The sequence below is a fragment of the Belnapia sp. AC561 genome, assembly GCF_979252845.1.
Map to the genome: position 1 here is coordinate 21521 of NZ_CEEDBP010000032.1, position 13245 is coordinate 34765.

Below are 13245 nucleotides of genomic sequence, written 5' to 3' on the forward strand. Positions count from 1 at the left end.
GCCTCAGCCCTCGTGCGCGCCGAACATGGTCTTGGCGTAGGTGATGCCGATGCCGTAGCCGCCGCCGAAGCGGCGGGCGATGCCGGTGGTCATGTCGTAGGTTTCGCCGCGCGCCCAGTCGCGCTGCAACTCAAGCAGGTACTGCAGCGCGGTCATCGGCCGGGCGCCGGACTGGATCATCCGCTCCGCCGCCCGCTGATGCGCCTCGGCGGAGACGTCGCCGCAGGCATCGGCGATGAAGTGGACCTCGAAGCCCTGGTCGAGGGCCGAGAGCGCCGGGCCGACGATGCAGACCGAGGTCCAGAGCCCGGCGAGGACGATGCGCGGCTTGCCGATGCGGTTCACCTCGGCGATCACCGCCGCATCCTCCCAGGTATTCATCGAGGTGCGGTCGAGCAGCGCCTTGCCGGGGAAGGGTGCCGTCACCTCGTCGAACATCGGCCCGGAGAAGGACTTCTCCGCGACCGTGGTGAGGATGGTGGAGACGCCGAAGCCGGCGGCGCCGGCGGCGACCAGCCCGGCGTTGTTCCGCAGCAGCACGGGGTCGATGGAATTGGTGGCGAAGGCCATCTGCGACTGGAAGTCGATCATGATCAGCGTGTGGTCGCCGGGCGTCAGCAGCGTGCGGCCGGGGGTCGGGGTGGCGGTGGGCATGGCGTGGCTCCTTGGTGCTTCGGGTCAGCAGCGGGCGAAGGCGAGCAGGCCGGGCACGCTGCGGGCGGCTTGCCCCTGCCCCGACCGGAGGAAGGCTAGGGCCCGGCCGGCCGCGGTGATTGTCGCCTGAGGTGCCGATTTGAAGGATGCGGACGTGGCAGCGGGCGCAGCCCCTAGACCTTGGTCTAGGATCCCCGCGACCTGGGGCGTGCTTCCTTCGCCGCATGTCGAATAGTGCGGCGTCGCCATCGCGGTCAGTCTGCCGGCCAGGGGCATCACCCCCAAAGGAGCGAGAGCCGATGCCGGATCGAAGCATGGAACAATTCCAGCCCGCCGCGGGGCTGCGAGCCACCCTGGTATCGCGGCTGCTGCAGGATGCGCAGGACCTGCTGGCGCGGGACCGCAGCGCGGCCTCGCGCGCGCTGATCCGTGCGGCGCAGCTGATCGACCCGGCCGATGGCGAGGATGAGGGGACGCAGGCCGCCGCGGGTGGCCTCGCCCGATGGCAGGTTCTCCGCCTGGCGCGCTTCATCGAGGCGCATCTCGATGAGCCGGTGCCGCTGCACCGGCTGGCCGCCGAGGTGCGTCTCAGCCGCGGCCATTTCGCCCGGGCCTTCAAGCGCAGCTTCGGCCGCACGCCGCATGCCTATCTGACGGAGCGCCGCATCGCCCGGGCCAAGTCGATGATGCTGCGGACGACGACGCCGCTCAGCGCGATCGCCCTGGCCTGCGGCCTGTCCGACCAGCCGCATCTTTCGCGCCTGTTCCGCCGGCAGACCGGGGAGACGCCCCTGGCCTGGCGCCGGCGCCACGAGGCCGGGCCTGCCGCATAGGCGGAACCGGCTAGGCCCCGCCGTCCGACGGCAGCGGAAAGGTCACGGTGAATTCGGCCCCTGGCGGCGGGCCGAGCGTCAGCCTGCCGTGCAGCTGCTGCACGAGATCGCCGACGAGCTGCAGGCCGAGGCTCGCCGAGGCATCGAGGTCGGCCGCGAGCGCCGCCGGCATGCCGATGCCATCGTCGCGCACGGTCAGCACGCAGTCCCCGCCCTGCTGCGACACGGTGATCGAGATCCGCCCGGCCGCATCATCCGGGAAGGCGTGCTTGAAGGCATTCGACAGCAGCTCGTTGATGATGAGCCCGGAGGAGATCGCGCGGTCGAGGTCGAGCTGGATGGGCTCGACCGAGACATCGAGGCGGATGCGTCCCTCGCGCCCGCGATAGGCCCGTTCGATCTGGGCGCAGAGCGTCTCGACATGGTGGCGCATCGGCACCCGCGCATAGTCGCCGGCGCGATACAGGTTCTCATGCACCAGCGCCATCGATCGGACCCGGTCGCGGCTGTCGATGAAGAGCTCGGCCACCGCCGGATCCTCGACCCGGGCCGCCTGCAGGTTGAGAAGGCTGCTGACCAGCTGGAGATTGTTCTTCACCCGGTGGTGCATCTCCCGCACCAGCGCCTCCTTCTCCTCCAGCGTCGCATTCTCCAGCGAGATGGCGGCCTGGGAGGCCAGAAGCTGCAGCACGGTGACGCGGGCGGGGGTGAAGACATAGGGGGCGAGGCTGTTCTCGAGATAGAGCAGCCCGGTCAGCCGCAATTGCCGCAGCAGCGGGATGCAGAGGACGGAGCGGCCGCCGGTCCGGGCGAGGTAGCCATCCTCGGCGAAGCGGCCGGGCCGTGCGGCGTCGTCGATCAGGACCGTCTCCGGGACGCGCAGCACGTGCCGCACCAGGCCGATCGGCAGCTCCGTCTCGGTCACGATGCGCTGCGGCAGGCGCACGGTGATGCCGCCCGGACCGGTCGCCGCCTCCGCCTCCAGCCGCAGCTCATTGGCGCGTGGCATCAGCAGCAGGCCGCGCTCCGCCCCCGCATGTTCCAGCACGACCTGCATCAGGGTCTGGATCAGCGCCGTCAGCCCGCTCTCGCCCGAGACCGCCTGGGAGGTGCGGATCATGCTGGCGAGATCGATCATGCCGAGCCCGCCTTCGGCGCCGGCACCCGGCAGGGGGAGCTGTTCCGCGAGGCCGCGGTCCTGCTGCTCGAGCTGCTGCACCTTGGTGGTCGCGCCCCAGCGCAGGTAGCAGTCGCGGGCATTGCGCAGATAGGCACCGGCGGAGGTGGCGAAGCCATTCTCCCGGTAGAAGCGGGAAGCCCATTCATGCGCCAGCGCCTCGACCTGCACGAGGCTGTTCTCGGCGGCACTGCGGATCGCCGCCTCGAAATGCTGCATGGCGGTGAAGCCGCGGCCCTCGATGGCCGCGACGGCGCCTTCGAGCAGGGCCGCTCGGGCGGCGAAATTCTCGGGGCAATTCTCGGCCCAGAGGCGGAGCTGCTCACGGTGGCTGGCGATGGCCGTGCGATGGCCGACATCATCGGCGCCGCCGCAGCAGGCGGCATGGGCGAGGCCGGCGTGGAAGTGATACTCCGCCATCTCCAGGTGGCCGAAACTGGTCCAGAGCAGCGGCTCCGCCTGTGCCGCGGATTCCAGCGCCTCGGCATAGGCCCCGCGGATCACCGCCGCCTGCAGCTTGCGGATCCAGTGCCAGCAGGCCGCGATGGCGAGGCTCGGCTCCGACTGCAGCCGGGCCTCGAATTTCGCCTCGTCCCAGGCGCCGCCCTCGGCCTCGCTGCGATCGGGCCGGTAGCCACGCAGGCCGCGCACCATGCAAAGCTGGCTGGTGATGATATCGACGATCAACCCGAAGCGGGCGCGCCGGACGAAGGCGAGCTTCTCCACCGCGACGCCTTCCACCTCGGCCAGCGGTACGCCGGCGGCGAGCAGGCTGGTGATCAGGGTGCAGGCGCTGAAGCCGGAATAGGTCAGGTCGCCGGCCCGCACCGCGACCTCGAAGGCGCGGCGCAACCGGGGCAGGGTGAAGGAGATGTGCCGCGTCCAGGGCGCGACATGATAGGCGAAGCACATCTGCACGCGGGCGGCGTATTGCGCCAGCCCGCCTTCCTCGACCAGGGCCTGGCCGAGCAGGCCGAATTCGAAGCCCGCCCGCCAGTCGCCGAAATAGGGACCGAGCATCATGCCGAGATAGGCATAGCCAAGCGGCGAGGCATTGCCGTTGCCATGCGCGAGGCCGTAGATCGCCATCCGGCAGAGCACGAGGCAGACGAAATTCTCGTCGCTGAAGAAGGCGGGCGGCAGCACGGCGGCCAGCACGTCGAGGACGGCGCGGACTTCCGCATCCTCCAGCCGCGGCAATCCCTGCAGCGCGCCGATCGGCCGGTCGCCGATCTGCCGCAGCAGCAGGCGATACTCGCTCCAGGCTACCTCCGGCTGCGGATGCGCGCTCCAGTGGATGTCGAGCTCGGCGAGGAATTCGAGGCAGGTCTCGACGGCGCGGTCGCTGCGATCGAGTGCGGTATAGAGCGTGATCCGCAGCGCCGCGACCGTGGCCCGGTCGATGCGGCATGGCGCACGCGCCGCAAGCGTCAGGAGCTGCGCCTCGGCCATTTCGGGTTCGCCGGTCAGGAAGCGGCATTCGGCGATGTGGTAGCGGAAGTCGAAGCAGAGCCGTTCCGAGTCCGCCCAGCCGGCCTCGCCCAGCAATTGCCAGCCATGCTCGAAATAGCCGAGGGCGGCGGCGAAGGCGGCGGCGTCGCGCGCGCGCTGGCCGGCCAGCAGGTTCAGCGCGGCGACATCGCGCCGTTCATCCCCGCCGGTGATGCCGGCGATGCCGCGGTTGTACTGGTCGGCAACCTCGAATACCGCCTCCTCCAGCGCCGCGCGCGACAGGCCGGCCACCAGCCGGCGGGCGATGGCGAGGTGCAGCGTCGGACGTTCCGGCGGCGGGGTCAGCGCATGCACCGCCTCCTGCACCCGGTCGTGCACCAGGCCATAGGCACTGCCGGAGTGGGCGATGAGTCCGGCGGCGACCGCGGGCTGGGCCAGCGCATGCACCGCATCCAGCGTCACCCCATGCGCCAGCGCGAGGCGCGTGGCCGGCGCGCTGCTGCCGAGGCAGGCGAGGGTGACCAGCAGCCGCCGCGTCGGCCCGGCGAGGCGGACGAGGCGGCTTGCCACCAGCTCACCGACATTGTCGGTCATCCCCTTGGCTTCGATGCGCGCCAGGTCCCAGCGCCAGGCACGGGCGGCATGGTCGAAGGCGACCAGCCCCTCGTCGACGAGGGCGGTCAGGAACTGGCTGGCGAAGAAGGGGTTGCCGGCCGTCTTCTCGTGCACCAGCCGGACGAGCGGCGCGGCATCCTCGGGCGTCGTGCGCAGCGCGTCCGCGACGAAGCCGGCGAGGTCGCCGAAGGCCAGGTGGTCCAGCCGGATCTCCTGCAGCGGGAAGCCAATGGCGCGCAGCGACCGGACCATGTGGCGCAGCGGGTGCCCATCGTCCATCTCATTGGACCGATAGGCGCCGAGCAGCAGGACGGAACGCGGCGGATCGGCGAAGAGGCTGGCGAGGAGGCTGCAAGTCGCCGCATCGAGCCATTGCATGTCGTCGATGAACAGGACGAAGGGATAGCCGGCATCGATGAAGATCTCGATGAAGCTGCGGAAGGCGAAGCGCAGCCGGGCCTCCAGCTCCCGCTGCGACAGGATCTGCGCGGCCGCGCTCTCGCCGAGCAGGGTGGCCAGGGCCGGGGCGAGCGGCAGCAGCACGGCGACGGCCTCGCCGAGCGCGCTGCGCATGACCTGGCGCCAGCGCTCGCGTTCGGCCGGCGGGGTGCCGAGGACCCGTTCGGTGATGTTCTGCAGCACCTCGCCGAGGGTGGCATAGGGCGTGTCGCGGTGGAATTGCTCCGCCTTGCCGGAGGCCATGATGCCGCGGTCGCGCATGACCGCCGGGCGCAGCTCGTTGGCGATCACCGATTTGCCCGTGCCGGAATAGCCGGAGATGAGCACGGCGCGGGACTGGCCGGTGGCCGCCGTCGCCTCGAAAGCGGTGGCGATGGCCCTGGTCTCCGCCTCCCGCCCATAGAGCCGCTCGGGCAGGATCAGCCGGTCGGGGATATCCTCGGTGCCGAGGACGAAGGGGGGGATCGCGCCGCTGGCCTCGAATTCCAGGCGGCAGCGGCCGAGATCGGCGGCGAGCCCGGCGGCGGTCTGGTAGCGGGCCTCCGCGGGCTTCGCCAGCAGCTTCATGACGATGGCCTCGACCGCCGCCGGCAGGCCGCGGACCAGCGGGGCCAGCGAAGGCGGGGGCCGCGCCACGTGGCAATGCACCCATTCCAGCGGCTCCTTCGCCTCGAAGGGCCGCATGCCGCTCAGCATCTCGTAGAAGGTGACGCCGAGCGCATAGAGATCGGCCCTGGTATCGACCGAGCGGTTCATCCGTCCGGTTTGCTCGGGCGCCATATAGGCAAGGGTGCCGGCGATGCTCTCGGGCGCGGCCAGCGCCTGCTGTTCCCGCCTCGCCTGGGAGGCGATGCCGAAGCCGGTCAGCCGCACCCGGCACTCCGGCTCGACCAGCAGGTGCGGCGGCCGGATGTCCTTGTGGATCAGGCCCTGCGCATGCATCGCCCCGATCGCCGTGGCGGCGGCCTGCGCCACGTGCAGGAAACGCGCGAGCGGCAGCGGCCCGGTCGTCGCCGGCGCCAGCGGCGCGCCGCCGGCATCGGCCAGCAGCAGGGCGGGCTGCCCGGCATGGACGATCGAGGCGAGCGGCTGCGCGGCCCAGTCGCCGCCGAGTTGCGGCGCCAGGGCATATTCATGCGCCAGCCGGTGCCGTGCCGCGGGCGAGGCCGGATTCGTCGCCGGCATCAGCACCAGCACCGTGCCCGGCTGATCCTGCAGGCGGGCACGATAAAGGGCGAGGGTCTCGTCCTGCCGCAACGGGTCGAGACTGTCGCCGTCCAGCTGCATGTCCGCCGTACCCCCGCGCCCGTCCTGGCTGGCGCCCCTGATGGGCGTCTGGTGCCGCCGGTCCTTCCGAGGCTACAGCATCGTGACGGCGCGGCGCCATGGCTGGGCGTGCTGTGCCATGTCACGGCGCAGGCCGGATGGTCTTTCACCGCAGGAGCATGCCGGTGTCGCGCACGAGACTTCCCGACGGCCCGCCGGCGCCGCGCAAGCGGTCCCCCGGCCTCATCGCCTGGGGCGCCGTGATCGGCGTCGTCAGCATCGCCGGCGTCATCGCCGGTCTGGCCTTCCGGCCGATGCGCGACATCGGCGCCCTCGGCATCTTCACGGCGGTGGGTGGTGCGATGCTGATCCGGCGTGGCCTTCACGGTCCCCGCGGCAATTCCGGATCGGACAGCGGCGACGGCGACTTTGCCGATGGGGACGGCAACGGGGATGGCGGCGGCGACAGCAGCGACTAGCGCGGCACTCCCGTCCCTGGGATGACAGGTATGAGGCGATCGAAGATCACAACCGCCGGTTAGTGGATTGCCAGCGGGGCGTGTTCCAGGTTCACCGGGTGACCTGAGAGCGCGCGGTGCCGACGATAAACCGGAACATTCGTTATCAGCAACTTGCGGCGCGGCGCCTGAAGGCGGCGGAGCATCGCTTGCGCTGTTACGATTTCGGCGGTGATGTCGTCGCCTTTGGGGAGTGGAGCCAGCTCGGCCGCGAGGGCGGCCAATGGCGCCGGCCGGTGCGCCTGCAATTAGATCAGGATGTGCTGGACGTCGTCTTCGCCATCACCTTCGCCGCCGGCACCAACCACATGATCGAAGCCTATGCGGTGGCCGCCAGCGGCGCGCCGCTGCTGGTCGGCAAATGGTCCGACGACATATTGCGCGAGGCCGTCATGGCACGCCAATCCCGGCCGGCCGGCCTGCGCCGGAGGCCGGGCGGCTGTGGCTAGGCCTCCTGCCGCGGCTGCCACGGAGCTTCGCTTCCGTGACAGCCGCAGCCGGATGGCGCCGTATCAGTGGCCGGCGGCGAGGAAGACGGTGGCGTCCAGCTTGTAGCCGCCCGTCTCGGTCAGCAGCAGGCGCGGCCGGGCAGGATCGGCCTCCAGCTTCTGGCGCAGCCGGTAGACATGCGTCTCGAGCGTATGGGTGGATACCGAGTTGCTGTAGCCCCAGACCTCGTGCAGCAGCACCTGGCGCGAGACGGTCTTGCCGCCGGCGCGGTACAGGAACTTCAGGATATTGGTTTCCTTGTCCGTCAGCCGCACCTTGCGGTTGCGCGTGGTGTCCTGCAGCAACCGCATGCTGGGGCGGAAGACATAGGGGCCGATGAGGAAGGTCGCGTCCTCGGAGTTGTCGAATACCCGCAGCTGGGCCCGCACCCGCGCCAGCAGCTCCGGCAGGCGGAAGGGCTTCGCCAGGTAGTCGTTGGCGCCGGCCTCGAGGCCGCGGACCACGTCGCGCTCGGCATCGGCGCCGGTGACCATGATGACCGGCATCCGCCGGCCGTCGCGGCGCAGCTTGGCGCAGAAGTCGCGGCCATCAGCATCGGGCAGGCCGACATCCAGCAGGATAGCGTCGTAGCGCGCATCGGCGCTCGCCAGCTTGACCTCGGCCTCGGCCGCGGAGTCCGCCTCGTCAGCCATGAACTCGCCGCCGAGCATGATCTGCTCGGCCAGGGTAGCGCGAAGGGAGGCGTCGTCCTCGATGATGAGGATCTGGCGAAGGGCGGACATGGGGGCTCCGAAGGGTAAAGGCTGGGCTAATCGCCAACCATGTATATCATCTACAGGTTGATGCTGGATTTCACCAATCACTCAAAGGAGAGGATTGTCTTATTTTTGGTGCGATACCGCGAGGACCACGACGGGTCCGCATCGATCAGACCCCCTCCCGCCTGCAGGAGGAGGACACCGGCAAGCCAGGCGATCGGCCTCGCCCTCCGCCGGGCAACGTGATCGCGAATTGCACCTTCAGGCCTGACATCGCGGCCAGCAACTGACACACTATCAACCATAAGTAGTGTATTTCCTTGTAATGCATCATGGATATGGCTTGTGGACCGCCAGGGCACGTGGCCCACGCTCCTGGAGACGTCCCGTGGCTGAGGCCATCCGGCAGCCGATGGTCCTGCCCATCGTCGTCTGGGCCCTTCTTACGCTTCTGGCCGCCGGGTCCATCGGCATCGCGCTGCAGCGCATGCATGCGGCACGGGTCGAGGCCGCCTTCGCCGAAGCCGAGGCCGCCTCGGCAACCGCCGAGCAGGTCATCCTCCGCGCCTTCGAACTGGTGACCAGCATCCATGAGCTGCTGCGGATCAAGGCCGGGCTGCTGGACTACAGCTATTCGACCGCCGGCATCGCGCTCGACAACCACCTCCGCGGGCTGGCCCGCGACGGGCGGTTCGGCCTGCTCCAGGTCAGCGTCGTGGACAGGGCTGGCGACATCGCCTGGTCCTCCGCCGCCGAGGCCATCGGCCTGTCCGTCGCGGACCGCGAAGCCTTCCACGTGCATCTCACGGGCGGCATCCAGGGCCTCTACATCGGCAAGCCGCAGGTCGGCCGGGTCTCGGGCCGCTGGAGCATCATGGTCTCGGAGACCCTCCGCGGCGCCGATGGCGTGCCGCTCGGCATCGGCGTGGTGGCGCTGGATCCCGTCGTGCTCTCGCAATCGCTGAGCCAGCTGGTGCATGGCCCCGGGCGGCGGATCGTGGTGCGACGGCTCTCGGACGGCGCCATGCTGGCCCGCAGCGCCGATATCGAGCAGCACATCGCCCGGCCGGCCGAGCCCGACCACCCCGTGGTTGTCACGGCGCGGCAGGCGCGGAACGGGCAGAGCAGCTACGAGAGCGTCCTGTTCCATCGGGAAACCATCTCCGCCTATCGCTCGCCCAGCGTCCTGCCCATCGTGGTCTCCGTCGTCTTCGACAGCGAGGAGGAGCTGCGCGGCTTCTGGCATACCGCCTATGCGGTGATCCTCTGCGCGCTGGCCGCCTCGGCGCTCGAGCTGCACCTGGCGCGGCTCTGGGGACGGCGTCGGCGGCTGCATGAGCTGCTCGTCGCCCAAGCCGAGCAGGATCCGCTGACCGGGCTGCGCAACCGCCGGGCCATGGAAGCGCAGGCCGCCCTGGTGCTGGCGCAGGCCGCGCGCCTCGCCGAACCGCTGGCGGTGCTGCTCTTCGACCTCGACCACTTCAAGCAGATCAATGACACCCATGGGCATGACGCGGGCGATACCGTGCTGCGGGACGTGGCGACGGCCATCGCGCGCAACGTCCGGCCCGGGGACCTGGTATGCCGCTGGGGCGGGGAGGAAATCCTGGTTCTCCTCCGCCGTTGCGACCGGGCCGGTACCGCCATCCGCGCGGAGGAGCTTCGTTCGGTGATCGCCGGCCTCTATGGCGATGGCCATGGCCCGGTATCCCGCGTGACCGCCTCGATCGGCGGCGCCGTCTTCCCCGTCGCCGGCCGGTCCCTGACCGCGCTGGTCCATGCCGCGGACGAGGCCCTTTATGCGGCGAAGCGACAGGGCCGCAATCGGGTCGTGGTCGGCGGCATGTCCCGGCCAGCCCTGGCGGCTGCCTGAGGGCGGGCGGCACTCAGCACGGTGACGCCGGCAATGCCCCACGACGGTTGCGGCCTCGGGTGATCCTCGGTCGCGGGGCAGGGCCACTCAGCCAGGGTGCGCAGCGTCCTGGAATTGATAACCCGCCGCCGGCGCCCAGGGGCCCCCCTGGTAATGCCAGAGCCGCAAGCCGATGCCTTTGACCTCGAAGGGCACGAAGCCCGCCTGCAGCCGCGCGTGCAGCGCCCGCGCCTCGCCCGCATCCACCTTGTTCTGGATGGTGATATGGGGCCGCAGGGACTGGCGGTCCTGCGGCGTCAGCCAGTCCCACCAGGCCTTGGCCAGGCCGGCGTGCAGTTCGACAAGTGCGGGGGATCGCAGCCGATAGGCGACCCCGCGTCCCATCATCCAGGGTCCCAGCACCTCCAGCGGGAAGCTGCATCGGCCTGTGCCGACCGCCCGCAGCCGGGCGTCGATGGCGTCGATCGCCTCGCCCGGCAGATGGTGGAACAGGGTCAGATGGGCGGCGAGGTAATTCCGCTTCACCGGGAAATGGGTCGCCCGCTCGGCATCGAACCGCGCCTGGGCGGCAGCATCCAGTTGCAGCGTCAGGATCAGCGGCGCCAGCGTCATCGAACCGGCCGCGACCCTGTCCCGCTGCCCCGCCGCACCAGCAGCGAGATCGCCTGCGCCATCCCCGCCCTGACCAGCGCCGGTACCGTCAGCACGCTGCCGCTGATCGGCCCGAGGGTCAGCGTCCGCTGCCGTCCCAGGGCCCGCAGCGCCGCACGCGCCACCGTCAACGGGTCCTGCGCCCCCGGCAGGCTCGGCCCATAGCCGGACCGCTCGGCGAACTGGCTTCGGGTCGCCGTCGGGCAGAGCGCCAGCAAATCCACCGGCGCACCGTCGAGCTCTGCCGCCAAGGCCTCGGTCAGCGACAGGCCGAAGGCCTTCGAGGCCGCATAGGTCGCCAGCCGCGGCACCGGGTAGAATGCGACGCCGCTCGAAGTCACGATGACCCCGGCCCGCCGTCCCGCCGCATCGGCCCGCGCCAGCATGCCGGGCAGGAGGCGATGCAGCAGCACCAGCGGCGCCATGACATTCACCGAGACGGTCGCGCGCAACGCGGCTTCCTCGGCATCTAGGAAGTCACCGAAGGGTCCTTGCCCGGCATTGCAGATCAGCAGGTCGACGGCGAAACCCTCGGCCGCCGCGGCGACCTGATCCCGGCCGGCATCGGTGCCAAGGTCGGCGGTCAGCCCTTCGACCCGGCGTCCCGGCCGTGACAACTCCTGCACCCTTTCGGACAGGGCCTCGGCATTGCGCCCGGTCAGCAGCAGGTCCGTCGCCGCCGGCAGGGCACGGGCCAGGGCCCCGCCGATGCCGCCGGTCGCCCCGGTGACCAGGGCACGGCGATAGGTCCGGTTCATCTGCGTCATGGGTGGCTTTGCTCCATCTCGGGGGTTCTGCAGGTCGCCGCGGAACGGGCCCGGATGGCCGGGCGAGGCCGGGTCACGGATGGCCCGGTGGCTTGCCGGGACCGAATGCGACCGCCTGGCGCATCCTGGCCGTCAGGCTGCCGCCCCGCCGCCGGGCAGCATCGGGACGCGCCGTCAGCACCGCCACCGGCACCGCCAGCAGCAGCCCCGCCAGGGCCGGCAGGGCGGCCAGCAGGGCAAAGGGCCCGGCGCTGGCGAACAGGGCACCGAGCAGCAGGCCGGCGGCAGTCTGCGGGCCGAAGCGCCGGCCAGCCTCCGCCCAGCGCAGGCCGCGTGCCGCCCGCGCCTGCGGTTCCCATCCCTGGCCCAGGCCGCCCGCCAGGCGCAGCAGCATGCAGGTCCGGTCGAAGGCGGCGATGGTATCGACCAGCAGCCCCAGCAGGAGCTCCCGTCCCATCACCGTCAGCAGCCGCCACCGGCTCTGGCGCGCGGGCCGCAGCAAGGTCTCGGCATAGCCGGCCAGCTTCGGCAGGTTCAGGGCCAGCGCGCCGCAGCCCAGCAGGGCCAGCAAGGCGAGGCGGGACGTGCCCTCGCCGCCGCCCGTCGCCGCATTCACCGCCGCGAGCGGAAGCAGCGCGAACCAGAGCGGCGTCAGCGCATAATGTAGGATCGCCTGCAGCATCTGGAAACGGCCGAGCCCGCCGAGATCCGGCCGGCGCAGCAGGTGCCGGTACTGCAGGTTGCCGGCCGCCCAGCGCAGGTCGCGGCTGAACAGCGCCTGCAGGTCGGGCGGATGCCGTTCGGCGGAACCGGCATCCTCGGGCACCACCCGCACCGCCCAGCCAGCCTTTTGCAGCAGGGCCGCCTCGACGTGGTCGTGGCTGAGAATGGCGCTACCACCCGGCAGCAGGGGCAGCCGCGCATGCTGCCGGAAGGGGGCGACGCGGATCAGCGCGTTATGGCCCCAGTAAGGGCCCTGCGGCCCCTGCCACCAGGCCTGCCCGGTCGCCCAGAGCCGCGTGCCGTGCCGCTGGCCGAAGCCGAATAGCCGGCTGAAGGGCGTATCCGCGCCATGCCCGCCGATGGTCGGCTGCAGGATCGCCAGCCCGGGCTCCGCCTGCATGCGGAGGACCAGATTGCGGACCGCGGCGGCCGACATGATCGAATCCGCGTCCAGCACCAGCACGAATTCGCTGTCCGCGGCCCCTCCGTCGAGGAAGTCCATCAGGTTGCCGGCCTTGTAGCCGGTATTCTCCGCCCGCCGCCGGTAGTGGACCGCGCCCTCCGGAAAGCCGGCGCCGCATCGCGTCGCGGCCGCTTCCTCGAGGCAGGCCGCGGTGCCGTCCGGCGTGTCCGACAAGATTGCCAGCACGAAGCGGTCGCCGTCATCCGGCGCCGCGCGCAGGTTCCGCAGCAGCCGCGTCAGCGGCGGCAGCACCGCATCCATGTCCTCGAGGCGGATGCAGACGGCGAGGGCGGTGCGCGCCCGGATATCCTGAGCCTGGCTCTGAACCTGGGACGACGCCGCGGCGCCGGCGGATGCCCTCAGCCGCAGGACAAAGCCGACCATCCCGGTCGCCGCCGTAAGCCCGAGCCAGGGTGCATTGGCCGCGAGACAGACCAGGATCAGCGCCTCCCAGAGGGTCCAGCCATTCCCGGCCAGCACCTTCCAGCCGAGGCCGACGAGCCCGGCCGCCAGACCCAGCACCAGCAGGGCCAGGACGGTCCGGCGCAACCCGAGCCGCTCCCGCGGCAGCCTGGATGATGCCATG

Annotated in this window: 10 protein-coding genes; 4 read left to right on the plus strand and 6 right to left on the minus strand. The window is 70.9% G+C overall.

Annotated elements, in window-relative coordinates; genetic code table 11:
* Positions 1-3 precede the first annotated feature (3 nt).
* Positions 4-654 (minus strand): isochorismatase family protein, encoded by a 651-nt coding sequence (locus AC0IW9_RS22150; protein ID WP_471650476.1) that lies wholly within the window; start codon positions 652-654, stop codon positions 4-6.
* A gap of 314 nt (positions 655-968) precedes the next feature.
* On the opposite strand from AC0IW9_RS22150, the gene AC0IW9_RS22155 reads away from it, so the two are divergent.
* Positions 969-1487 carry a helix-turn-helix domain-containing protein gene (locus AC0IW9_RS22155; RefSeq protein ID WP_471650477.1) on the plus strand — a complete coding sequence of 173 codons (519 nt, stop codon included), beginning with the start codon at positions 969-971 and terminating at the stop codon, positions 1485-1487.
* 10 nt (positions 1488-1497) lie between these two features.
* Here AC0IW9_RS22155 and AC0IW9_RS22160 read toward each other — a convergent pair whose 3' ends face one another.
* Complete coding sequence (locus tag AC0IW9_RS22160) at positions 1498-6477, minus strand: AAA family ATPase (protein ID WP_471650478.1); 4980 nt, start codon at positions 6475-6477, stop codon at positions 1498-1500.
* A gap of 164 nt (positions 6478-6641) precedes the next feature.
* Here AC0IW9_RS22160 and AC0IW9_RS22165 point away from each other — a divergent pair, with 164 nt between their 5' ends.
* Together AC0IW9_RS22165 and AC0IW9_RS22170 are read left to right on the plus strand one after the other, a co-directional pair.
* Positions 6642-6935, plus strand: coding sequence for a hypothetical protein (locus AC0IW9_RS22165; protein ID WP_471650479.1), 294 nt, complete (start codon positions 6642-6644; stop codon positions 6933-6935).
* 116 nt (positions 6936-7051) lie between these two features.
* Positions 7052-7423, plus strand: coding sequence for a hypothetical protein (locus AC0IW9_RS22170; RefSeq protein ID WP_471650480.1), 372 nt, complete (start codon positions 7052-7054; stop codon positions 7421-7423).
* A 63-nt stretch (positions 7424-7486) separates the two neighbouring features.
* Here AC0IW9_RS22170 and AC0IW9_RS22175 read toward each other — a convergent pair whose 3' ends face one another.
* On the minus strand, positions 7487-8206 hold the full coding sequence (locus AC0IW9_RS22175; RefSeq protein ID WP_471650481.1) for a response regulator transcription factor: 720 nt from the start codon (positions 8204-8206) through the stop codon (positions 7487-7489).
* 364 nt (positions 8207-8570) lie between these two features.
* Between AC0IW9_RS22175 and AC0IW9_RS22180 the strand changes: the two genes are divergently transcribed.
* Positions 8571-10055, plus strand: coding sequence for a sensor domain-containing diguanylate cyclase (locus AC0IW9_RS22180; protein WP_471650482.1), 1485 nt, complete (start codon positions 8571-8573; stop codon positions 10053-10055).
* An 87-nt stretch (positions 10056-10142) separates the two neighbouring features.
* Here the strand turns inward: AC0IW9_RS22180 and AC0IW9_RS22185 are convergent, their stop codons facing one another.
* From AC0IW9_RS22185 to mdoH, 3 genes are all read right to left on the minus strand, one after another.
* A complete protein-coding gene (locus tag AC0IW9_RS22185; protein WP_471650483.1) occupies positions 10143-10667 on the minus strand; it encodes a 2'-5' RNA ligase family protein in 525 nt (174 codons plus the stop codon).
* A complete protein-coding gene (locus AC0IW9_RS22190) occupies positions 10664-11473 on the minus strand; it encodes an SDR family NAD(P)-dependent oxidoreductase (protein WP_471650484.1) in 810 nt (269 codons plus the stop codon). The genes AC0IW9_RS22185 and AC0IW9_RS22190 overlap by 4 nt, the downstream gene beginning before the upstream one ends.
* Positions 11474-11546: 73 nt before the next feature.
* Positions 11547-13244, minus strand: coding sequence for a glucans biosynthesis glucosyltransferase MdoH (gene mdoH / locus AC0IW9_RS22195; protein WP_471650485.1), 1698 nt, complete (start codon positions 13242-13244; stop codon positions 11547-11549).
* Between the last annotated feature and the right edge of the window lies 1 nt (position 13245).